Below are 21382 nucleotides of genomic sequence, written 5' to 3' on the forward strand. Positions count from 1 at the left end.
CGCCGCTCCCGACCACGATGAGCGAACACCTTGCACTCCAGGACGCGCACAGGCACTGCCAGTCGCTGCAGGACGCGCTGGGCCGCTTCCGCCGGCACGGCATCCACCGGATCGCGGACTGGGCCGGGCACCTCGCCGAGGTCCTCCCCGCCGGCGGCCGTCTGCTGGCCGCGGGCAACGGCGGCAGCGCCGCCCAGGCCCAGCACCTGACCGCCGAGCTCGTGGGACGCTACCGGCACGAACGCCCCGCCTTCTCGGCCATCTCCCTGCACGCCGAGACGTCCAGCGTGACCGCCATCGGCAACGACTACGGGTTCGAGCAGGTCTACTCCCGGCAGGTGTCCGCGCACGGGCGCCGCGGGGACGTCCTCGTCCTGCTGTCGACATCGGGGCGCAGCGCCAACCTGATCTCCGCCGCCGTGACTGGCCGGGCGGCTGGACTGCGGGTCTGGGCGATGACCGGGCCCGGACCCAACCCGCTGGCCGAGGCCGCCCACGACGCGCTGTGCATCGACGCGTCCTCCACGGCGACCGTGCAGGAGGCCCACCTGGTCGCCGTGCACCTGCTCTGCGAATGCTTCGACGCGGCGGCGTCCGTCGCCGCGACGGTCATCGAACGGCCCGTAGCGGTGCACCGGAGCATGCCGTGACGGGGCCAAGGCCGCTCGTGGTCGTCGGAGACGTCGTGCTGGACGAGGACATCGACGGCGTCGCCACCCGACTGTCCCCGGACGCCCCCGCCCCTGTCGTCGACGTCACCGCCGACCGGCAACGGCCCGGCGGCGCGGGGCTGGCCGCCGCGCTGGCCGCCCGAGGCGGGCGCGACGTGACGCTGGTGACCGCGCTCGGCGACGATCCGGCCAGCGATGTCGTACGAAGCGCTCTGCGGGAGCGCGTCCGGCTCGTGGAACTCCCGCTGGACGGCTCCCTTCCCGTGAAGACCCGGGTTCTGGCGAGCGGTCGCCCTCTGGTGCGCATCGACCGCGGCGGCGGCACGCCCGGTGCGCCGGACGCCGCCGTACGCGAGGTGCTGGAGCAGGCCCACGCCGTTCTCGTCGCCGACTACGGACGGCACACGGTGCGTGCCCTGCGGACGGAACTGGCGGCGGCGGCGGCCCGCCGCGTGCCGCTGGTGTGGGACCCGCATCCACGCGGCGAGGCGCCGGTGCCCGGAGCGCGGATCGTCACACCCAACGCCGCGGAGACACGCGCACTCGGCGGCGACGGCGCGGGCGACTCGCTGCGTGCGCACGCCAAACGCGGATCGGACCTGGCGGACCGGTGGCGGGCCGCGGCCGTCGCCGTGACCCTGGGCGAGCGCGGCGTCATGCTGACCCTGCCGGGCGGAGGCACCCCGATGCTCGTCCCGGCCCCCTACCGGGCCGACGGCGACCCCTGCGGCGCGGGCGACTGCTTCGCCGCGACGACAGCGGCGGCACTCGCCGACGGCGCCCTGCCGGAGGAGGCCGTGCAGCGCGCCGTGGCCGAGTCCGCCGCGTTCGTGGCGGCGGGCGGTGCCGGCAATCCGGCCCTGTGGCGCACCCCGCCCCCGGCCCGGCCCGCGCGAACCCGTGAAACGGACCCTTTCTCCCTGGCCCGCGAGGTGCGTGCCCGGGGCGGCACCGTCGTCGCCACAGGCGGCTGTTTCGACCTCCTGCACGCGGGACACGTCGGGCTGCTGGAGAGCGCCCGGCGGATCGGCGACTGTCTCATCGTGTGCGTCAACTCCGACGCGTCCCTCGCCCGGCGCAAGGGCCCCGGGCGGCCGCTCAACCACCTGGCGGACCGCGTCCGGGTCCTGGCCGCCCTCGGCAGTGTGGACGCGGTCGCGGTCTTCGACGAGGACACCCCGGCGGCGCTGCTGAGCACACTGCGCCCCGATGTGTGGGTCAAGGGCGGCGACTACGCGGTCGAGGACCTGCCCGAGGCGGAGGTCCTGCGGGCCTGGGGCGGCCAGGCGGTCGTCCTGCCCTATCTCGACGGCCGGTCGACCACCCTGCTGGCCCGCCGCGCGGCGGAGGCCGCCGTACGGTCCGGCCCGTCGCCTGCCTGACGTTCCCCGTCAGCGCCTTCGCCGACCTGAGAGAGGTGTCCGTGCCGTGAGCACATCCGCCCGTACCGCCCCCCACAGCGACGGCGACGGCACGGCGGCGCCCCGGCCGCGCCTGCTGGTGCTGCGCGCACTCGGCCTCGGCGATCTGCTGACGGCGGTGCCCGCGCTGCGAGCGCTGCGCCGGCACCTGCCCGGCCACGACCTCGTTCTCGCCGCCCCCGGGAGGCTGTCGGCGGCGGCCGCCGCCACCGGCCTGGTGGACCGCTTGCTGCCGACCACGGCGGCCGGACGGGAGGTGCCCGGCGAACTGGCCTGGAGCGGACCGGAACCCGACGTCGCCGCCGACCTGCACGGCAACGGCCCACCGAGCCACCTGCTGCTCCAGCGGCTGCGCCCCGGCCGCCTGTTCGCCTACGCACACCCCGAAACGCCCGGCATCCAGGGCCCGGTGTGGCGGGAGGACGAGCACGAGCGGGCCCGGTGGTGCCGCCTGCTCGCCTGGTACGGCATCGCCGCGGACCCGGACGACGTGGCGATCCCGCCCGTCGCGGTCCCTTCCCCGGCCCCCGGCGCCGTCGTGGTGCACCCCGGTGCCGACGCGGGCGCCCGCCGCTGGCCGCCCGAGCGGTTCGCGGCGGTGGCGGGAGCGCTGCACCGCTCGGGTCATGATGTCGTGGTGACCGCGGGGGCGGGCGAGGGGCCGCTGGCACGGCGGGTGGCGTCGGAGGCGGGCCTGCCGACCGGCGCGGTGCTCGGCGGCAGGGAGGACGTCCCGTTCGAGCGGCTCGCCGCGCTCGTGGGGCAGGCGCGGTGCGTGGTGGTGGGCGACACCGGGCTCGCCCACCTCGCGACGGCGCTCGGCACGCCGTCCGTCGTCCTGTTCGGCCCGGTCTCACCCAGGCTGTGGGGGCCGCCGCCCGTGGCCCGGCACCGGGTGCTGTGGCATCCCGGCGGCGACGACTCACCCCGTCCGGGGGACGCGCACGGACCGATGCCGGACGAACGGCTGCTGAGGATCGCCGTCGACGAGGTCGTCGACGCGGTCCGCACCCTTCCGCAGCCAGCCCCGGCCCGCCCGCGCGTCCGGCCCGCCGGTTCCCGCAGGAGATGATGCGTACGGCGGACCGGAGTTGGATGGATCACCCGGTCCTTTTCCTGCGGTCAGGGGTCCACGCGATACGTCACGTAGTAGAACGAGCCTTCGACATCCGACGAGGCGACTTGGGCGACGTGCCCCCGGCCCGTGTCGTCCTTCTCGATCCTGATCGTGCCCAGCGGATCGTCGTCGTTCAGGAATGAGTCTCTCTCCCAGAGGGTCAGCGACATGGAGAAGTCGAAGGGGATCGCGATGGAGGGGTGCGCCACCTGGCCCTTGTTCAAGTCGCGAGTCTCTCCGTTGCCCGGCCACACCGAGTTGGCCAGACCGCTCGAGTCGTTGACGGTGAGGTAGACGTTGTCCGGGTCCGCCTGGACCTCGTCCAGGGCCTGCACCAGCCCGGGAATGGCCTTGACGGTTGCTGCCACCGCCTGGCCGGCCTCGTCGATGAAGATCTTCTCGAAGCCTGAGAGCAGACCTTTCACGTGCGGGGTGAGATGGCCGAAGTCCGTACCGGTGGCCGGCTTCAAGCACCAGAGCTCAACTACGTTGGTGGTGGGCATGTTGCTTCTCCTTAGTTCCCCAGGTCGTCGACAACTTCGGCGAACACCGGAGCTGTTCCTGGGTGTCGTGTCCGGACTTCGGACTGACCCTGGTCACGTACGCTGCCGCCGGTCAGACACCCAGCGCCGTGAAGCCCGACTCGGTGAGCCGAGGGCTCAACGCAGCGAGGGTGCCCGGGTCGTTGGAGGATCCGTTCTGGTCGAGTCCGTTGTCCCCTTGGAACTTGCGGACCGCGTTCTGGGTGCGCGGCCCGTCCGCGCCGTCCTGTGGTCCTGTGTCGTAACCGAGGGCGAGCAACGCGCCCTGCAGACCGAACACATCTGACAGATCGAGTGCCAATCGGTCGGCAGGAAGGCCCTGGTCCTGGACGGTCTGGGCCAGCAGGAAATGTGCCCGGTCGAGTTTGTTCCGGATCTTGATGGTTCCCTCGTCCGGAGTGAAATGGCATTCTTCGGCCGCACCGTTCCAGTTCCGAACCGACACGTGACCTTGGAGTTTCGGGAACTTGAACGCCGGTCCCAGCGCCCAGCACATGCTCAAGGTCGCGAGCTGTGCATTGGCCGGCCAGGAGGCGAAGTCGGCGAATTCAGGGCGATCCGTGAGGAACGACTCCATCTGATCCAGCTTGGCGAACACATGGCGGTTGATCTCGTCGTCCGTCAAGTGCAGCGAGGTGAAGGGAGGTCTGAAGGCGGTGTGCCCCTGACGGGCGAGATCGAGGTGCGCCTTGACCTTGTCCCACTCAGAGGCGATGAGTTCCGCCGATGCCCGGGAACCGCTGCTGTCCAGCCATCCCAACTCGTTGGCCAGGGCCAGAGAGGCGGACCGCTCTGCCGGGCTCGGAGGCGAGTTGGCCGCGGCGGTCTGATCGATCTTGTTGCCGATCCCCGTGCTCACCCATCCCTTCTGGTCGAGGTACATGAAAGTGACTCGGCCTTCGAGGGGGTCGTTGAACGCAATCCATTGGTCGCGAACGATCTGATGCATTGTCGGCCTCTCTGTACCGCAATACCTCTCTGTACCGCAATATGGGGACACCGGTGCGGCTCGAACGCCAGGCATGTGACACAGCTCCATGCGGCGACGCCATGTGAAAGAACCGGATTCCTCAACCCAACGGGCTTGGCGGTGGACATGCGCGCTTGTCCTCCCAATCAGCGTCTGGCCGTCCCGGTCGATCTGCAACTCGGGGCCGATGCCTGACTCGCAGCGGGCGGAGCCCGTGAATCAACTCCACGGCGACACGGTCAGCCGGATCTTTCGCGTCCTCGCCGAGAAGCGGCCAAGCACTCCGCGGAAGGGGGATGCCGGCCACCCCCACACGGTGGTGGTCGTATCCCTCGTCGAGGTGGAGCCGAGCAGAGGGCCTTTCGAACCGGTGGAAGCCGGGGTTGTTGTCCTCGTCACTCGCACGTGGGTGGACCTTTCGTTGAAACCGTGAAGAGGGTCCTCGACGACGCTGTTGATCCCGAAGCATCTCCGGCGAATCCACGGACGTACACGATGGGAAGCTTTCTTGTCTGGGATGTGACGGTCATGAGCTTCTCCGTGGCGCATTGCCAAGCGGTCACCGTGATTCAGTGATCCGGTGTCACGCGCGCGTTCGGATCCGGTCGACCGGGACTCTTGCCCGCAGCATGGCGGGGAGCAGGCCCCCGCGGCACGAGGACCGTCGTCCGCGAGCCGCGAACGAAAAAGCCGGCTCCACCGCGTCCGGGCGAGCAATACTCCGGTTGCATCCAACGGGAAGGAAGAACCCCGGTGCCGGGGGCTTGAGCCCGCGGCCGGGCTGCGGCGGGGATGGTGACACGGGCCTGCCGCGGTGCCGCCGCGGTGCCGCCGCGGGGACCGGGCGGATGCTGGGGCTGGGGCTGAGGCAGGCGGCCGCGTGGCCCGGGTCCCTGGGACGAGGCCGCCGCGGGCGGCAGCCGCATGGGCGGCGGGCAGCGCGGGGGCAGCGCGGTGATCAGGGGCGGCCGCTTTCCGGCCGTGGCCGGGACTGAAGCACCGGGTCGGGGCCTGCGGCGCGCCAAGGGCCCCCAGATGGGAGAGAGCCGAAGCACTGGCAGCTACCCCGGCCTCGGGGAACAGTGGTACAGCCGTTAACGCTAAGCCGGTGATCATGGGCGGTTAGCGCAGGTGATCGATCTGGCGCTGGGGTTCGGCGGAAGATCGTTGAGCGGCTGGGGGCGTCGTTAGCGTCAGGTCCATGCCAGTGGAGTTCTTGACCGACGAGCAGGCGGCTTCGTACGGGAAGTTCAACGAGGAGCCGACCCGGCCGGAGCTGGAGCGGTTCTTCTTCCTCGACGACGAGGACCGCAAGCTGATCGCGAAGCGGCGCGGTGATCACAACCGGCTCGGGTTCGCCCTTCAGATGTGCACCGTGCGCTACATCGGCCGGTTCCTGCCGGACGACCCGCTGGACGTTCCGTGGGCGGTGGTGGAGTACCTCGGGGAGCAGCTCGGCATTGAGGACGTCAGCTGCGTGAAGCATTACACCGAGCGCAAGCCGACGGCGTACGAGCACGCGTGGGAGATACGGGACGCGTACGAGTATCACGAGTACGACGATGCGGAGTGGGGGCGGAAGTTCCGTACGTTCCTGCACGGGCGGGCGTGGACGCACGCCGAGGGGCCGGTGGCGCTGTTCAACCAGGCGGTGGGCTGGTTGCGCCGGCACCGGGTGCTGCTGCCTGGGGTGTCGGTGCTGGCCCGGAAGGTGTCGGAGGTCCGGGCGGTCGCGGAGAAGCGGCTGCACACCACGGTCGCGCGAGCGGCCCGCCGCGCGGATGCGGCGCTGCCCGGGGACCTGGTGGCCATGCTGGTGACGCCGGAGGGCGCGCGGTTCTCGGAGCTGGAGCGGCTGCGCCGGCCGCCGACGCGGACGACGGGCACGGCGTTCGCCCGGTCGCTGGAGCGGGTCGATGAGATCGGGGCGTTCGGGCTGGGCCGGGTGCGGCTGTCGCAGGTCCCGCCGAACCGGCTGGCCTCGCTGGCCCGGTACGGGCTCGGGTCGAAGGCGGCGAGCCTGGAGCGCGCCGAGGAACCCAAGCGGACCGCGATGCTCACCGCGGTGATGCGCCACCTTGAGGCGAAGGCCATCGACGAGGCCCTGGACCTCTTCCAGGTCCTGATGGCAACCCGGCTGATCAGCACGGCGAAGCGGGCCACGGAGAGGGAACGCCTGTCGACGTTGCCGCAGCTGGAGAAGGCGTCACGCACGCTCAGTTTTACCTGCGTGCCGACACGATCGCCGCGGCGAACGCGATGCTCATCTAGGCGCAGTCCGAGGTGCCGATCGTGGCGTACTGGGGCGACGGGCTGCTGGCCTCGGTGGACGGGCTGCGGTTCGTGGTCCCGGTCCGCACGATCAGCGCGGCGCCCTCGCCGAAGTACTTCGGGTTCAAGCGGGGCATCACCTGGCTGAACGCCGTCAACGACCAGGTCGCGGGCATCGGGCAGATGGTCGTGCCTGGCACGCCGCGCGACTCCCTGCACATCCTGGACGCGCTGCTGAACCTGGACGGCGGCGTGAGGCCGGAGATGGTGGCCACCGACAACGCCTCGTACTCCGACATCGTGTTCGGGATCTTCAAGATCCTGGGCTACAACTTCAGTCCCCGCTTCAAGGACCTGGACGACCAGCGGTTCTGGCGGGCGGCGATGCCCGGGGTGGAGACGGGGACGTACGAAGTGCTGGAGCCGCTGGCGCGGAACCGAGTGAACCTGGAGAAGATCGAGACGTGGTGGCCGGACATGCTCCGGGTCGCGGGCTCCCTGGTCACCAACCAGGTCCGCGCCTACGACCTGCTACGGATGTTCGGCCGCGAGGGCCACCCGACCCCGCTGGGGCAGGCGTTCGCCGAGTACGGGCGGATCGGAAAGACCGAACACCTGATGCGGATGGTCGACCCCGTCGACGACACCTACCGCCGGCAGATGAACCGCCAGCTCACCGTGCAGGAGTCCCGCCACAAGCTCGCCCGGGACGTGTGCCACGGCAAGCGCGGCACCATCCATCAGGCGTACCGCGACGGCATGGAGGACCAGCTCGGCACGCTCGGTCTGGTCCTGAACGCCATCGTGCTCTGGACGACGAAGTACATCGACGCCGCCGTCGCCCAGCTCCGCGCCGAGGGCCACGAGATCCGGGACGAGGACATCGCCCGGCTCTCCCGCTCAAGCACCGCAATCTCAACGTGCTCGGCCGCTACAGCTTCACCGCCTCCACACCGGCCGGCGGCGGCCTGCGTCCGTTGCGCGACCCGGACGCGGTTGCACTCGACGACGAGGACGGCTCAGACGACTGACCAACGGTGGGTCCGGCAGACGTGCAGGCGCCGTCCTCGCTGAGGCGGTGGACGGCGTCTGTTGGCGTCGGGTAGAGGGGTGTTCAGTCCACATCCTTGAGGACGTGCTCGATGAGCCAATCGGACATTTGTTTCAGGTCCCCTTCTTGGTGGATTCGCCGCGGTCGGCGCTGTCCGTCAGTGACTCGGATGCGGTCGCCAGTGTTTGCGGTGTGAGGCACAGTGCGAACGGCATTACTTCGTAGAACTTCATCGCCTTGCCGTCGTCTGACACTTCGATGTGGCCAGAGACCAGCCCAACCGTCTGCAGCCGTTTGAGGTGCACTTGGAGCAGTGCCCTGCTGATGCCCAGGTCTCGGGCCAGTTGGCTGACATAGGTGGGGCCCGTCGCCAGAGCAGCGAGTACACGCATTGTCAACCTCGATGCCTCACAAACGGTCATTGTGAGAGGCCAGAACCAAGATCCTTCTCGGCGCCAACCGCTGCCCCGCTGTTCCCCAAGCCCGTCGTCAGGCCGCAGCAACGAAGCCGCATGCGCACCAGGCGGATGCGGCGGAGGAGTCCGCTGACGAGCCAGGCCGAGTCGGCTCTCCTGTCGATAGCCGTCTGACGACCCCGGTGTGTTCCAGCCGTCTGAACGCGATCTGGACCTCTTCGCGTTCAACCGTTTGGCCGCCCCGGTCCTGTAGTGGGCACAAAGCGTGGCGGCGAGTGCCCCGCATGCGAGTGAGGAGCAGGGCAGCATGACGGTTGAGCTGATGGGAATCCTGGCGCCCGCCGTAGTCGCCGTCGTCGGTCTGATGGTCCGATGCCGTCACGGGAGCTCCAGCCACTGGGATGTTCTGCACGAACTGGCCCGTGGCCGGGTCCGTGCGGGGCTGGAGCGTGAACGCCGGGCAACACTGCGGGTGATCCTTGACCGGATGCCTGACAGCACGCCGACAATGAGGGAAGGTGACCGGCAAGGCGAGGCAGATGCGGGCACCGGGGCGGGGGGAGGAAGTGGGCACTGGTGAGGACCTTTTCGGACGGTTCTTCGCCCGCTGGGAGCCCCAGGTGCGCAGGTATCTCATCTGGCTTGAGGGCGACGCGTCCGTGATCGACGATGCCGCTCAGGAGACCATGATCAGTGCCCATCGGTACTGGACGACGGTCTGCGGCCTCGAAAATCCCCGCGCCTGGCTGTTCAAGGTCGCAGGCCAACGCCTTGGTGATGCGCAGGCGGCGCGTCGTAAACTCGGTTTGAGTACGGATCCGCACCTGCTTCCCGACCATTCACGATTCGTGCAGCCCAGGGATCAGTTCGCAGTATGCGATGCCCGCACGGACATCCTGGAATCGGTACGCAAGCTTCCCGCGCAGCAGGCCAGGGCTGTCGCGCTCCAGGCACAGTATGACCTGCCACTTGATGAGATCGCCGCCATCATGGGCATCTCGACCGGGTCGGTGAAGACTCACCTGCACCACGCTCGCAAGGCACTCAGAGTGCTGCTCGGCGAGGACGAGGGAGGTTGATCCATGGGTATCGACGACCGACTCCGTGATGCTGCGCGTGCAGTCGACGAGATGTGGAGCGACCCCGAAGGCACCGCCGCGCGCTGCGAGCAAATGAGGGAGAGGATCAGTAATTCCCAGTACTCGTCGGGTGACTCAGCCTCTTCCGCGAGTCGTGCCACGCGTCTGATCGCCACCTGCCGTCATGCCCTGGCGCAGAGCCCGTCGACGGAGAACATCTTGACGGAGGCGTTGGAGGCGCAAGCGCTTGTCCAGGCAATCGGTGGGGCGCTGGCGGTCACCGGCCCGGCTGACCTGCGAGGCGGGGCACGTGGCCTTGCCGAGGCCGGGAGCAGGGGGTGTGGCGTCATCGACCGGGACGCGGCCGTGTGGGCCACCCGCGTACCGAGGGCTGCGATGCTAACCGGGGTCTCGGATCTTGCGCGCACTCTGGAAGCACTGGCTGGACTGCTCGGTGACGTCGGCATCGCACTCGTCGGAGTTGCGATGGTCACCGACGACGAATCCGTCTACTGGCAGTGCATCGAGGCCATCGATGCGGCCGACGAGTCTTCCGGCCTCGTGCGCGGGCTGTTGCGCAGGCTCGCGGACCTGGACCGTGAATCACTGACGTGGGGGGCTGGCGGAAGTTGAACCCCGTGAGTGACGAGGCGGCGGCGTTCGGCTTCGGCCGCTGTTCGGCCGTGGGCGGGGCCTGCGCCACTCGGCCGGGCCTGCCGCGCGGGCACAGGCCGGGCCGGCACACAGCCGCGGCCGGTGGATCAGGCCACCGCGATCAGGTCCGGCCGCTTGGCCGCCGCGACCGGTTCCTCCGTGCGCAGCACCACGGCCGGTGCCGTACGGCGGCGGTGCAGCACGAAGCCCGCTCCGATCGCGCCCGCGATGAGCAGTCCACCGCTGACCAGGGCGCCCCGCGCTCCGGCCAGTTCCATGAGCAGCCCGAGTGCCGGGGGTCCCGCCAGACCCCACAGCGTGCGGATGCTGCCCCAGACGCCGAGGACGCGGCCCCGCAGATGTGCCGGCGGGTCCGTCTGGAGGACCGTCGTGCCGGCGGTGTCGGACACCGACTCGACCACGGCCATGGGCAGGACGAGGACCAGCAGCACCGCGAGCGACGGAGACAGTCCCGCCACCACCTGGAGCAGGGCGCCCGCGGCCGCCAGTGTGCCGACGAGCCGTACGGAGGGCCGGCGCAGCCGGGCACCGAGCACGGCGCCGAGAATGCCTCCCACCGCCAGAACCGTGGAGACCGTGCCGAAGGCACCGGCTCCGCCGGCCAGCGGACCCGTGACGAGGACGGCCAGCGTCAGGCCGTAGTTGCGCCCGAACACGGCGCTGATGCCGCTGATGCCGGCGAGGGCGACCAGGCGCGGCCGGCGCAGGAAGAACGCCATGCCCTGACGCATCGTCATGTCGTCCTTGGGCTTCGCGCCTCGGGTGCCCCCGGTGTCCAGCGGCGTGCGCGCCGGGCCGCGTTGTCCACGCGGCTGTGTGATCGCCTCGTGCACCGGACGGAGGAAGGGAATGACACCGGTGACGAACAGGAACGACAGCCCGTTGGCGGCATAGGCGGCGGCCGTGCCCAGGAACGCGACCGTCACACCGGCGAGGGCGGCGCCCGCGAGCCGGCCGGCGTTGTGCACCAGCGAGCCCACGCCGATGGCGGAGGGCACGTCGTCGGTGCGGACGAGGTCGTTGCCCAGCAGCGCACACGCGGGCCCGTCGACCGTGGCGATCATGCCGGTGACGGCGGCCAGCGCCATCAGGATGCCGAGGTTGAGCTGGTCGACGGCCACGAGGACGGCCGTCAGGAACGCCACCGCGCCCAGCAGCGCCTGGCTGACGGCCGCGGTCAGCTTGCGGGGCCAGCGGTCGACGGCGGCGCCGCCCGCGAGGCCCATCAGGAGGCCGGGCGCCGCCTGCACGGACATGGACAGACCGGTCGCCGCCGCCGATCCCGTGATCTGCAGGACCAGGAGATTCTGCACCGTCAGCTGCATCCATGTGCCGGCGTTGGAGACGAAGTTCGCCACGGACCACCAGCGCATGCTGCGGTACCTGAGGGAACGCCAGGGCGAGCGGTCGTCGGGAGCGGGCGTGGGCGCGGCGGAGCGGACGGCGGAGGAGGAAGACACAGTGAGGTACCCGGAGGAGAGCCCGGAGGCTGGTGCGGCAAACGGCGGACTTCGACGGCCGGCTGCTCTGCGCGGCTGCTCCACCGGATCTGTCTGGTGCCGTGGTACCCGGGACGAATCACTCCGGGCAACGGCGTCGACCATCGTGGCAGACCGAGACCGGAAGCGACGGTCGCGGCGCCGCGCGCCGACACGGCCCAGCCCCAAATCCCTTGTGCCGCTTGGGAACGCGTACTTCTGGTGTGCTTGCTCACAGTGACGGCCGCGGCGCGGGTTTCCGCCTGACGAACGTGACGGCGGCCACTCCCGGACGCTTCGTCGGCGGCGCACCACGGCGTGCCGGAGGCGGCCGGCCGGGTCACAGTGAGAGACGGAGTGGTTTCCCGGCGCACACGGCGGTACCCGGGACGGCGCAGTCAAGGAAAGGCAGGGACATGGGCAGCGCGGTACAGGTCGATCTTCGAGGCAAGCAGGCACTGGTGACCGGTGGAGCCCGCGGACTGGGGGCTGCCATCTCGCGGAGGCTCGCCGGGGCGGGAGCGTCGGTCCTCGTGGCGGACGTGCGCAAGGAGACGGCACGCGAGCTCTGCGAGGACCTGAGCCGGTCCGGGCAGGAGGCCCGCTTCGTGGAGATGGACGTCTGCGACGCCGCGATGGTCGCGGACGTCTTCCGGGATCTGGACGCCGATGGCCAGGCCGTGGACATCCTGGTCAACAACGCCGCGGTGGACGTCTCCAAGCCGATCGAGCATCTGACGTCGGACGAGGTGACCCGCGTGGTGACCACCAATCTCCTGGGCCCGATGTATCTGTGCCTGGAGGCCTACCGCCGCATGATCGCGCGGGGCGGCGGCCACATCGTGAACATCCTCTCGACGGCGGCGAACCGCACCTGGACCGAGGCCGGCCCGTACTCGGCGGGCAAGTCCGGGCTGCGCGCGTTCACGCACACCCTTTTCAAGGAGGCCCAGCGGGACTGCCAGGGGATCGGCGTCACCGGGATCATCGCCGGGGGCATGGAGACCCCGTTCATCCTCGAACGCTTCCCGGACGCCGACGTCTCCATGCTGCAGAGCCCCGACATCGTGGCCGACACCCTGGTGTACGCCCTCTCCGTGCCGCCCGGCAGCGCCGTCTCCGAACTGGTCGTCGTGCCCCGCAGGGAACCGTCCTGGCCCTGAGCCGCCTCACCCCCCGCTCCAGTACGGATCGCGAGGGCGTGCCCTCTGCCGGATGTCCGGTTCGTATGGGTTCGTCGTGCCCGGGTACCCGGCCCCCAGCAGGCCCCCGGCCCCCAGCAGGCCCCCGGCCCCGCAGCAGGCCCCCGGGCCCGCGGAGGAAGAAGGAGGCGCCCAGGACATGAACAGCATGGAGCGAGGCAGCAACCAGGTGAGCCCGCGCGAGGACGACGAACTGAAGCACGAGCTGGAGGGCTACCTCCGGTCCGGGCAGCACACCCACGTGGAGGAGGTCCACGATCCGGAGCCCGCCGCGGACGACGACATCGCGGTGCGCCCCGGCGGACCGGTACCACCACCAGGCGAGGCCCGCGATCAGGCCGAGGCGAAGGCAGAGGCCGACGCTCTGCGCCTGGAGTTCGCACGGCACCTCGACCGTACGGCGTTCCCGGCGGACCGCAGTGCCCTGGTACGGGCCCTGGAGGAGAAGCACGCGCCCGGACCGCTGCTGGCGGAGGCGCAGAAGCTCCCCAAGGGCGGCACCTACCACAACGCGGACGAGATCGTCAGGGCCCTGGGCCGCCGGCCCACCAACTGAGGAACCACACGGGGCTGTGCCGCCCGGCGGCTGCGCCGGGCGGGCTCACCCCGAACGGGCACCCGGCCGGTCCACCCGGGTGCCCGCCCCCGCATCCGCCGACGATCGGCCGGTCGCCGGGGCCGGGGCCGCCGTTCCACGGCACGCCGCAGAATCCGGCGCAGCCCAGGTGAGCGCCGCGCCCGACGAGCGCGTGCCGGACGGCCCCGGCACGCGCCGCCGCTGCTCAGGAAAGACCGTCGGCCCCGCGCTGGGCCGGGGACGGCCGGCCTACGGGGTCCTCACCGGCGGACGATGGGCGACGGCCCGGCGGCCGGGCTGTCCCGGGTGCTCTGGTCCGCCTGGGGGCGCGACTGGACCGCCTCGTCCACTCACGGGAGGGTGCTCGCGGACGTCACGAGGACGCTGCGCGGGAGTGCGACCGTCCTTCTCCACGTCACCACGTGTAACAGCGCGGCCGGGTTCTGGCGTGTGATCCTGGCCGCGCTGCCCCTGGTGGTGGAGGCGTGCCGCTCGCGCGGGCTGACAGTCGGGCGGCTCAGCCGGCCACGCGTCGGCTGAGCCGCCGCCCCGAGAGGCTGCCCCCTAACGGCCGTCCTGCCCTGTGACTGCCGCACGGCCCGCTCACCGGGACCGGGCTTCACGTGTCTTCGAGCGGTTCTCCTTGCGAATGGCCTCCAGCAGCTCGGACCTGCTCATCCGGGACCGGCCCTCGATGTCCAGACGCTGGGCCAGGTCGTACAGGTGCTGCTTGGTGGCCTTCTCGTCGACGCCTTCACCGCTGCGGGCGGGAGCCTGCCGCGGCGTCGCCGCCCGCGGGTCCGAGGGGCCCTTGCGCCCCTGCTCCTTCCGCTCCCAGTGGTCGGCGACCTTCTCGTACTTGTGCTTGAGTGCGCTGAAGGCGACCCGGTGGGCCCGCTCGCCTTCGCCGTACTGCTCCACAGCCGAATCGTGGGCCTTGATCCACGTGCGCTGCGCGTCCTTGGGTGAACGCTCCAGCGTCGAAGGAAGCTCTTCGCGTCCCGGCATGGTTCACCTCCGTGGGATGCAGAGCGTGTGCCCCCTGTGTCCGGCACAAAACGGACCTGGCGCGGCAGCACGCCCGCTCAGCGGCGCCGCGGCGTCCCCCGGTGGCGGAGGTCGGTGGCGGAGGTCGGCCCCGCTCGGTCCCGTCCGCGTCGACGAGAGACCTCTCCCGGTGGGCACCTGCGCCCGGCCGCGCAGTCAAGGGACCGGCCGGCAGCCTGCGGGACAGTGATGCGGCGACGTCGCCGTACGACTCCGGCCGGTGCGATCGGGTCCGCCGCGGCGCCCGACAGGCCGTGATCCGCTGGGCGGGACGGTGCGCGCCGGGCCGCGCCCCGCCGCACGCGTGACACTCGCGTCGGGACGTCAGCCCAGGCAGAGAACGAGCAGGCACACCTCGGTGGGTGAGGTGGTCGCCGTCTGCGACGGGGTCGCCTCCGGCTGCCGGTCATCGACCGGTGTGTTCGAGCCACTCGTGCTCTCAGCGGTGTCGGATGCGCCCGACGGCTGCTCGGTCGAGGCGGCGGTGGGCCGCGGGGCCAGTACGTCGGACCGCTGCGTCTCCGGCTGCTGGGCCGGCTGTGACGCGGTGCGCGCCGGCGGGGGCGTGGCGGCGGTGCGGGCCATGGTGACGGCCGTGGTCCGCTGCCCCGGTACGGCGGTGGGGGAGGGGCGTGTGTCCGGCTGTCGCGTGGCGGGCCTGCTCGGCTCCGCGGACGCCGTGGCGGGTGCGTTCATCCGGCCCGCGTCCGGGGTGACGGGGTCCGGCGCCGAGACCGCGTTCGCCTTGCCCTTGGACGACTCCGAAGGAAGCGCGGCGACGGTCAGACTGCCGCCGACGAGTGCGATCGCCGTTCCGGCCACGGCCCGCCGCCGGTTCTTCTTCCAGCGGGCGAGCTGCCGCCGCCGGGCTGCACGGCCCGGGGTGCGGCTTGTCTCCGGCCCGCCGGACGGGCTGCCGTCCGCGTCCGCCGCGGCGCCGTTCGATATGGCCGCGCCCGGCGCGTACCGCGCGGACGCGGATGCCTGCGGGGCGGCGTCGCCGGGCGACGACCGGCGGGCGGGTGACCTATCCGCGAGGAACGGCTCCCGTGCCGCCTCCTCGCCACGGTGCATGGGCGGGGCGATGTCGGGCGCGTACGCGCCGCAGCCCGGGCACACCAGAGCGCCGTTGAGGTGCCGACGACAAGAGGAGCAGTAGTCCATCTGCAATCTTTCTGTGCTGCCGGAGCTGCCGGAGTCATCGGCGCCTTGTGCGCTTTCGCGCGTGGGTTCGGTCGGCCAGCAACGCTAACGGCGGTCTCCGAAGGGCCTGGGCAGTATCTGTGATGCTTTTGCAAAGATCGGCCGTCGTCCGTGACCTCACGGTCTTCTCGCCCGTCCCCGTCCCCGTCCGTGGTCCCGCTCCCGGCCGTGGTCGGTCACGTGGCATGAGTGCCATCAGCCGCAGGGGCGGCGCCCGGCCGGCTCAGTCGGTCGTGGTGGCAAGTCCCAGGAGGTGAACGTCGTCCAGCCGGGCCCCACCGACGGACATCAACCCCGCCGACGCCGCAGGCGGGCCGATGCAGCGCGATCTCGCGGCTCCCGGTGACGAACTCCGCCGCCGGTACAGCCTGGTCCGAGGCGGAGAAGTGCATGCGATCGGCGCACGAAGTAACGTACGGTCGGTCGTATTCTTTTCGCAGGGGTGTGACAGGAGGAGCGCGTGAACGAGTCGGGGAATCGCTCGGACGCCGACGCGGGGACCACCGACCGGCGCCTGCTGCGCGGCGCGCGGGCGCGCCGGGGGATCGCTCGCCACGCCGCCGACGTGGCCTCTCTGGAGGGGCTGAACGGGCTGAGTATCGGCCGCCTCGCAACCGACCTCGGGCTCAGCAAGAGCGGGATCCAGACCCTGTTCGGCACGAAGGAGAAACTGCAGACCGCCGCTGTCGAGTCCGCACGCGAGGCGTTCCTCGACGCGGTCGTCCGCCCGGCGTCGTCCGCCCCTCGGGGCGTCGCCCGGTTCCGCGCACTCACCGAGCACTGGGTGGCCTACGCCGAGGCGCCGCTGTTTCCCGGCGGCTGCTTCTGGACGGCGAACCTCGCCGACTTCGACAGCCGGCCCGGCGCGGTCCGCGACGCGCTGTTCGGCCACCACCAGGACTGGCTCGCCGCCCTCGCCGGTGAACTGCGAGAAGCCGTGCGCAACGGAGAGATCGCCGACCTGGACGCCGACCTGGCCGCCTTCCAGATCGACGCGGTTCTGGGCTCCGCGAACATCGCCCTGCGCATCGGCGACAACGAGGCGGTGCACAAGGCCCGGCGCGTGATCGACGGATTTCTCACGCCGCCGGGTCACGCGGGCGAAGATCCGGACCGAGCGGCATCCGTGCGGCAGGAATTGGCGTAGCCGTCGAAAACGGACCTGGTTCGATCTCTGTGTAACGCTTCATCCGTGGATGGCGCAGTTCCGGACAGGGGCGCGAAAGCGCCCCCTCAGGCGGTCACGGCCGGGATTTCTCCACCGCGGTGAATTCCCTCTGGGCTGTGACCGCGTTTCCGTACCGTCGAGGCGGTGTACGCGCCAGATTGGGACTCAAGTGAGCAACACCGAACCCCTGCCGGACCAGCGGCAATACGACCTCAACCAGGGCGGCGGCCACCGCTCCGCACACGACGGGGACGGGTCCGGCGCGCGTCGGGCGGCCCTGATCATCCACACGGTCGCCGACATCGCCGCCGTGTTCCTCGGGCTGTGGATCCTGCTCTACCTGCTCGAGGCGAACCAGTCGAACGTCTTCGTCGAGTTCGTGGAAGGCATGGCGGACTGGCTGGCGTGGTGGTCACAGGATATTTTCACGATGGACACGGACGGCCTTCGTGTTCTCCTCAATTACGGGCTGCCCGCGGTGATTTATCTGCTGATCGGGCACGGTGTCGCCTCACGTGTGCGCCGCCTCTGAAAGAATTCACGAGCCGTTCAGGTCTGTGAAGAAACAGCAATTGTGCGGCGGAGGGTGTGAAACCATTTCTGCCCCATTCCCGCGGCCGGGCGTAAGAGCCCGATGACGCCCGGACCGATCAGACGGGGCCGTGCCGTGCCGGGCCTCACGGCTTGCGGAGGATCCCGCCGTACTCGTAGATGCCCTTGTTGGTGTCCGAGGCACCGAGGTACGGGGCCAGTGACGCATGCACTGGAGCGAGCGGCGGCTGGGCCGGATCGGGGCGCCAGTCGACGAGGTCGACCATTCCCGGATCCAGCGGCTCCAGCCCGTCCAGGAAGCTGTCGACCTCGGCCGGGGTGCGCGTCTGCCACGGGATGCCGCCGCCCGAGATGTGCGCGGTCATCTCTGCGCCCCTGACCGGGTCGTCGGAGACGACCTGGGACAGGCCCAGGTAACTGCCCGGCGCTGCCTGGTCGATGACCGTGCGAAGGATCCGCCGGGGATCGTCGGCGTCGGTGAGGTGATGGACCACCGACAGGAACAGCACGGCCACCGGCTCGCTGAAGTCGATCAGCCGGCGCACGTCGGGATGGTCGAGGACCGATTGCTGGTCCCGCATGTCAGCGGTGATGACGGTGGTCGAGGCGTCGTCGGCCAGCAGTGCGCGGCCGTGTGCCAGCACGATCGGGTCGATGTCGACGTAGACGACCCGGGTGTCCGGGGCGAAGAGCTGGGCGACCTGGTGCACATTGTTGTCGGTCGGCAGGCCGCAGCCCATGTCGATGATCTGGCGGATGCCCTCTTCCCGTGTCAGGTGGCGCACGGCCCGGAAGAGGAACTGACGGTTCTGCCGGGCGATGTCCACGCACTCGGGGAAGTGCGGCAGCGTGGAGAGGAGAAAGGCGCGGTCGACGTCGTAGTTGTCCTTGCCTCCCAGCATCCACCCGTAGGCACGCGCCGAGGTCGGCACGTCGAAGGGTATCGAGGTCGTCTCCGACCGGCTGTCCTTGACCACAGTGCGCTCTCCGCCTCTCCCCGCACCCCTACGGTGCCCGCCTGGATCCTTCGCGGCGAGACTACTCTGCGCTCCGCCGCTCCGCCGCTCCGCCCTACGATGCGGTGCCCCAAGTCCCTTGCGCCGGAAGAAGTTTGACACCAGCCTCCGTCGACGGCACACACCTGAGCGGCCCGCCTGGGGGGCCGCTCGTGCGAGCCTCTGGGCCTGTGACAGCCGCGGTCGACGCCTCCCCGGAGCTGGGTCATCAGGCCGGCCTTCGGCGGCAACCCGACCGGAGTGTGGAATCAGCGCGAGACGATGAGGGCGGGACAGCCGGATCTCACCGGGGGAGCCACCCGAACCGTGTTCACCCACCCGACCGACCCTCCGGGGCACCTTCGGCATGACCCCGCAACCGCCCTGCTCACTGGTGACCGCGACCGGGTCGACGTGAGGATCCCACTTGGTCGACGTGAGGCTCCCGTCGCGGGCCGCCTGGCCTCTCTTCGCTGCCGGCGACATCAGGGTCTCGACGGGACCGTGCGGATGTCGACGCGGGTCAGGAAACCCGCCCGATGGCGGGCGATGTCCGGGGGGTGTTCGTCCGTTCTGGCAGTCAGCACCACGAGCCGCAGCGGTGGGCGGGTGGTGGGGCCGTCGGGCCGAGGCGTCTGCGGTGGCTGTGTGTGCGCGTAGGCGAGGAGAAGGGAGGGGTCGGCGAGCGCGTTCATGCTCAGGATGAGATCGGCCTCGGTCCCGCCGATGTCCGGGTCGATCAGATGGGAGGGGACGGGCACGAATCCGAGGCGCGACTTGAAGCCGAACAGCCCCGGATCCGCGATATGCCCGTACAGGGTGGGGTCGTTGCCCAGCGACATGCGCGACAGCCCCAGATCCCGGGCCGCCTGGAACGCGTCCATGTAGACCGCCCGCTGAAGCCTCCCTCCCCGAGCGGAGGGTTCCGCAGCGGCAAAGCGCAACTGCAACATCGCCTGGTCCGCGCGGATCTGGCACAGGCAGCCGCCGACCATGCGGGCGTTGTGGTACGCGAAGACCCCGACGTAGCAGTCGCGGTCCCGCAGGATGTCCTTCTGCTGGCGACGGGCGTAGGGGATGCCGTTGCGCATTGCGGTGATCTGCGCGTCGTACATCTCCAGGAAGGCCTCGAGAGAGGTGGCGGAAGGCCCTCGTTCCACGACTGCCTTGATGCCGTGCTCGGCGGCAAAACGCCTGCCCAGGCGAATGTTTCTGCGCTCGGAGCCGGAGAGAGCGGCGAGGAAGGCGTCCTCGGAATCGCGCAGCTCCGCTTGCCAGTTGACCCAGCCCGGCTTGGTGATGAACCCCGCCTCTTCGAGAGCGGGCCACACTTCGGGGGCGGGGTTCTCGACGCGGATGACGTCCGCGGGGGGCTCCCCCTGCCACGCCCATTCCCACCAGTTTCGGTCCAGCGCCTCGCCGACGTCGACACTGGCGATGCGCAGTCCCTCGTGTTCCCATCGCTTCACGTGTGCGCCTCTGCGGAGGTCTTGCCGGGCGGTGTCGTGCGCCAGTCGCCGATGATGCCGCGGAACAGGCCGTCCACCCCCGATTCCAGGTCTCCCCGGCGCTGCACGGTCACCGGCACCTCGGCAGGCCGGAGCGTCCCCACCTCGGCATGCGGGTCGGCCGCGGCCGCCGCCAGCAGACCGAAGAAGTCGGTGCCGAGGCGGACCGCGGTGTCCTGGGCGACGAGACGGGGGCGGTTCTCCAGTTCCAGGGCGAACTCCCCGTTGCGCCACCCCAGCGAGAAGGTGATGTCGTAACGTGCCGAGCCGGTGACCAGCTTGTTGGTGCGCAGGGACGCGTTGTCCAGGCTCCGCTGCGGCGCGGGGGTGTTCTGCAGGATGAACATGGTCTGGAAGTAGGGGGTGCGCTCGGGCTCGGTCGGCGGGTCGAACGTGTCCAGGAGAATGCCGTAGGGGACGTCCTGGTTCTCGTGGCCGCGCATCACCTTCTCGTGCGTCTCGCGGACCAGCTCGGCGACCGTCTGCTCGGGCCGGAAGCGGTAGGGCATGACGAGGGTGTTCACGAAGAAGCCGACAACGTCGTTCCACCGAGGCGAAGTGCGGCCCGCGAAGGGCGTGCCGACGGCGAAGTGGGGCGCGCCGGTCAGCCGGTGCAGCGCGAGCTGGTAGACCGCCAGACCGAGCGCGAACAGCGAGGTGCCGTGCTCGCGCGCGGTCCGCTGCGCCGCGCCCACCACGTCCTGCGGCACACCCAGCCACGCCATGTCCCCGGCCCACCACGGCGCATCGGCGTCCCGGCCCTCCTGCGGCCAGGGCAGGGACGGCGGTACGGGGGTCAGCGCAGCGCGCCAGTAGTCGACCTGGGCACCGTGGTCACCGCGTGCTCGGTACTGCCAGCGGGCGAAGTCGATGTACCGGTCGGCAGGGGCCGGTCGGGGCGTCGTGCCATGCCGTAGCGCGCGGTACTGCTCGTCCAGGTCCGCGAAGAAGACCGGGGAAGACCAGCCGTCGAAGGCGATGTGATGGAAATTGACGATCAGCACGGTCTCGGTGGCCGCCATGCACACGAAGTGCGCCCGTAGGACGGGTTCCGCCGCCAGGTCGAAGGGCCGCGCCGCCTCGGCGGCGCCGATCTCGCGCAGGCGGTCGATGCGTTGCGTCTCCGGCAGCCGGCGCAGGTCGTGCCGGTGCACGGGAATCCGCTCAGGGCCGCACAGCAGCGTCTCGAGCCCCCGGGTGTCCTCCCGGAATGAGGCACGCAAGGACTCGTGCCGCGCGGTGACGGCGCGCAGTGCCCGCTCCAGGGTGTCGAGGTCCAACTCGCCGCGCAGCAGCACCGCGACGGGGATGTTGAACGACGCCGACCGGGGGAACCTCCGCTGGTAGGCCCAATGGCGCTGCTGCCCGGGGGAGGCCCGCCAGATGGAGCCGGCACCGTGCACGAGCGTGCCGGACGCCACCTCTGCCGGGGTACTCAT

19 protein-coding genes and 1 pseudogene are annotated in these 21382 nt (G+C 70.7%); 11 read left to right on the forward strand and 9 right to left on the reverse strand.

The features are described 5' to 3' along the window. Positions 1 to 17 precede the first annotated feature (17 nt). The 3 genes from J7E88_RS09505 to J7E88_RS09515 are packed head-to-tail and all read left to right on the forward strand — an operon-like array spanning position 18 to position 3164. Entirely contained in the window at positions 18 to 650 is a 633-nt protein-coding gene (locus tag J7E88_RS09505; protein WP_215179203.1) for an SIS domain-containing protein, read from the forward strand. Then, a complete protein-coding gene (rfaE2, locus tag J7E88_RS09510; protein ID WP_215179204.1) occupies positions 647 to 2053 on the forward strand; it encodes a D-glycero-beta-D-manno-heptose 1-phosphate adenylyltransferase in 1407 nt (468 codons plus the stop codon). The genes J7E88_RS09505 and rfaE2 overlap by 4 nt, the downstream gene beginning before the upstream one ends. Before the next feature lie 46 nt (positions 2054 to 2099). Next, on the forward strand, positions 2100 to 3164 hold the full coding sequence (locus tag J7E88_RS09515) for a glycosyltransferase family 9 protein (RefSeq protein WP_308307439.1): 1065 nt from the start codon (positions 2100 to 2102) through the stop codon (positions 3162 to 3164). Between the two features lie 50 nt (positions 3165 to 3214). Here the strand turns inward: J7E88_RS09515 and J7E88_RS09520 are convergent, their stop codons facing one another. Together J7E88_RS09520 and J7E88_RS09525 are read right to left on the reverse strand one after the other, a co-directional pair. After that, positions 3215 to 3712, reverse strand: a complete 498-nt coding sequence (locus J7E88_RS09520) for a hypothetical protein (protein WP_215179205.1) — start codon at positions 3710 to 3712, stop codon at positions 3215 to 3217. 112 nt (positions 3713 to 3824) lie between these two features. Then, complete coding sequence (locus J7E88_RS09525; RefSeq protein WP_215179206.1) at positions 3825 to 4700, reverse strand: peptidoglycan-binding protein; 876 nt, start codon at positions 4698 to 4700, stop codon at positions 3825 to 3827. Between the two features lie 1222 nt (positions 4701 to 5922). On the opposite strand from J7E88_RS09525, the pseudogene J7E88_RS09530 reads away from it, so the two are divergent. After that, a pseudogene (locus tag J7E88_RS09530) lies at positions 5923 to 8023 on the forward strand (Tn3 family transposase). A 133-nt stretch (positions 8024 to 8156) separates the two neighbouring features. Here the strand turns inward: J7E88_RS09530 and J7E88_RS09535 are convergent. Further along, positions 8157 to 8435 carry a winged helix-turn-helix domain-containing protein gene (locus J7E88_RS09535; RefSeq protein ID WP_251022366.1) on the reverse strand — a complete coding sequence of 93 codons (279 nt, stop codon included), beginning with the start codon at positions 8433 to 8435 and terminating at the stop codon, positions 8157 to 8159. 542 nt (positions 8436 to 8977) lie between these two features. On the opposite strand from J7E88_RS09535, the gene J7E88_RS09540 reads away from it, so the two are divergent. After that, positions 8978 to 9538, forward strand: coding sequence for an RNA polymerase sigma factor (locus tag J7E88_RS09540; protein ID WP_215179209.1), 561 nt, complete (start codon positions 8978 to 8980; stop codon positions 9536 to 9538). A 3-nt stretch (positions 9539 to 9541) separates the two neighbouring features. Continuing rightward, complete coding sequence (locus tag J7E88_RS09545; RefSeq protein ID WP_308307440.1) at positions 9542 to 10171, forward strand: DUF6099 family protein; 630 nt, start codon at positions 9542 to 9544, stop codon at positions 10169 to 10171. Positions 10172 to 10299: 128 nt separating this feature from the next. Here the strand turns inward: J7E88_RS09545 and J7E88_RS09550 are convergent, their stop codons facing one another. Then, positions 10300 to 11586, reverse strand: coding sequence for an MFS transporter (locus tag J7E88_RS09550; RefSeq protein ID WP_215179211.1), 1287 nt, complete (start codon positions 11584 to 11586; stop codon positions 10300 to 10302). 521 nt (positions 11587 to 12107) lie between these two features. Here J7E88_RS09550 and J7E88_RS09555 point away from each other — a divergent pair. From J7E88_RS09555 to J7E88_RS09565, 3 genes are all read left to right on the forward strand, one after another. Continuing rightward, positions 12108 to 12854 carry an SDR family oxidoreductase gene (locus J7E88_RS09555; protein WP_215179213.1) on the forward strand — a complete coding sequence of 249 codons (747 nt, stop codon included), beginning with the start codon at positions 12108 to 12110 and terminating at the stop codon, positions 12852 to 12854. 178 nt (positions 12855 to 13032) lie between these two features. Then, positions 13033 to 13449, forward strand: a complete 417-nt coding sequence (locus J7E88_RS09560; protein WP_215179215.1) for a DUF2795 domain-containing protein — start codon at positions 13033 to 13035, stop codon at positions 13447 to 13449. Positions 13450 to 13743: 294 nt separating this feature from the next. After that, a complete protein-coding gene (locus J7E88_RS09565) occupies positions 13744 to 14010 on the forward strand; it encodes a hypothetical protein (protein ID WP_215179217.1) in 267 nt (88 codons plus the stop codon). 63 nt (positions 14011 to 14073) lie between these two features. Here the strand turns inward: J7E88_RS09565 and J7E88_RS09570 are convergent, their stop codons facing one another. After that, the gene (locus J7E88_RS09570) at positions 14074 to 14478 is read right to left on the reverse strand and encodes a ChaB family protein (RefSeq protein ID WP_215179219.1); all 405 of its coding nucleotides are present in this window, start codon (positions 14476 to 14478) and stop codon (positions 14074 to 14076) included. Between the two features lie 363 nt (positions 14479 to 14841). Further along, entirely contained in the window at positions 14842 to 15681 is an 840-nt protein-coding gene (locus J7E88_RS09575) for a hypothetical protein (protein WP_215179221.1), read from the reverse strand. Between the two features lie 499 nt (positions 15682 to 16180). Here J7E88_RS09575 and J7E88_RS09580 point away from each other — a divergent pair, with 499 nt between their 5' ends. Both J7E88_RS09580 and J7E88_RS09585 read left to right on the forward strand, forming a co-directional pair. Beyond that, positions 16181 to 16867: a TetR/AcrR family transcriptional regulator gene (locus J7E88_RS09580; protein WP_215179223.1), complete on the forward strand. Its 687-nt coding sequence runs from the start codon at positions 16181 to 16183 to the stop codon at positions 16865 to 16867. A 190-nt stretch (positions 16868 to 17057) separates the two neighbouring features. Beyond that, positions 17058 to 17420 carry a hypothetical protein gene (locus J7E88_RS09585; protein WP_215179225.1) on the forward strand — a complete coding sequence of 121 codons (363 nt, stop codon included), beginning with the start codon at positions 17058 to 17060 and terminating at the stop codon, positions 17418 to 17420. Between the two features lie 145 nt (positions 17421 to 17565). On the opposite strand, the gene J7E88_RS09590 is transcribed toward J7E88_RS09585, so the two are convergent. From J7E88_RS09590 to J7E88_RS09600, 3 genes are all read right to left on the reverse strand, one after another. Then, positions 17566 to 18417 carry an SAM-dependent methyltransferase gene (locus tag J7E88_RS09590; RefSeq protein ID WP_308307442.1) on the reverse strand — a complete coding sequence of 284 codons (852 nt, stop codon included), beginning with the start codon at positions 18415 to 18417 and terminating at the stop codon, positions 17566 to 17568. Positions 18418 to 18920: 503 nt separating this feature from the next. After that, positions 18921 to 19904 (reverse strand): peptidogalycan biosysnthesis protein, encoded by a 984-nt coding sequence (locus J7E88_RS09595; protein WP_215179229.1) that lies wholly within the window; start codon positions 19902 to 19904, stop codon positions 18921 to 18923. Next, positions 19901 to 21382, reverse strand: coding sequence for a condensation domain-containing protein (locus J7E88_RS09600; protein ID WP_215179231.1), 1482 nt, complete (start codon positions 21380 to 21382; stop codon positions 19901 to 19903). Before J7E88_RS09600 ends, J7E88_RS09595 begins: the two co-directional genes overlap by 4 nt.

It is taken from the genome of Streptomyces sp. ISL-10, assembly GCF_018614575.1.
Taxonomy (GTDB): Bacteria; Actinomycetota; Actinomycetes; order Streptomycetales; family Streptomycetaceae; genus Streptomyces.

What these genes read in the sequence shown, in the direction of transcription:
- J7E88_RS09545 (WP_308307440.1), top strand. Translation starts at nt 9,542, where the DNA reads ATGGGTATCGACGACCGACTCCGTGATGCTGCGCGTGCAGTCGACGAG.
- J7E88_RS09575 (WP_215179221.1), bottom strand. Translation starts at nt 15,681, where the DNA reads ATGGACTACTGCTCCTCTTGTCGTCGGCACCTCAACGGCGCTCTGGTG.
- J7E88_RS09520 (WP_215179205.1), bottom strand. Translation starts at nt 3,712, where the DNA reads ATGCCCACCACCAACGTAGTTGAGCTCTGGTGCTTGAAGCCGGCCACC.
- J7E88_RS09600 (WP_215179231.1), bottom strand. Translation starts at nt 21,382, where the DNA reads ATGAGTACCCCGGCAGAGGTGGCGTCCGGCACGCTCGTGCACGGTGCC.
- J7E88_RS09555 (WP_215179213.1), top strand. Translation starts at nt 12,108, where the DNA reads ATGGGCAGCGCGGTACAGGTCGATCTTCGAGGCAAGCAGGCACTGGTG.
- J7E88_RS09570 (WP_215179219.1), bottom strand. Translation starts at nt 14,478, where the DNA reads ATGCCGGGACGCGAAGAGCTTCCTTCGACGCTGGAGCGTTCACCCAAG.
- J7E88_RS09565 (WP_215179217.1), top strand. Translation starts at nt 13,744, where the DNA reads ATGGGCGACGGCCCGGCGGCCGGGCTGTCCCGGGTGCTCTGGTCCGCC.
- J7E88_RS09560 (WP_215179215.1), top strand. Translation starts at nt 13,033, where the DNA reads ATGAACAGCATGGAGCGAGGCAGCAACCAGGTGAGCCCGCGCGAGGAC.
- J7E88_RS09535 (WP_251022366.1), bottom strand. Translation starts at nt 8,435, where the DNA reads ATGCGTGTACTCGCTGCTCTGGCGACGGGCCCCACCTATGTCAGCCAA.
- J7E88_RS09505 (WP_215179203.1), top strand. Translation starts at nt 18, where the DNA reads ATGAGCGAACACCTTGCACTCCAGGACGCGCACAGGCACTGCCAGTCG.
- J7E88_RS09550 (WP_215179211.1), bottom strand. Translation starts at nt 11,586, where the DNA reads ATGCGCTGGTGGTCCGTGGCGAACTTCGTCTCCAACGCCGGCACATGG.
- J7E88_RS09525 (WP_215179206.1), bottom strand. Translation starts at nt 4,700, where the DNA reads ATGCATCAGATCGTTCGCGACCAATGGATTGCGTTCAACGACCCCCTC.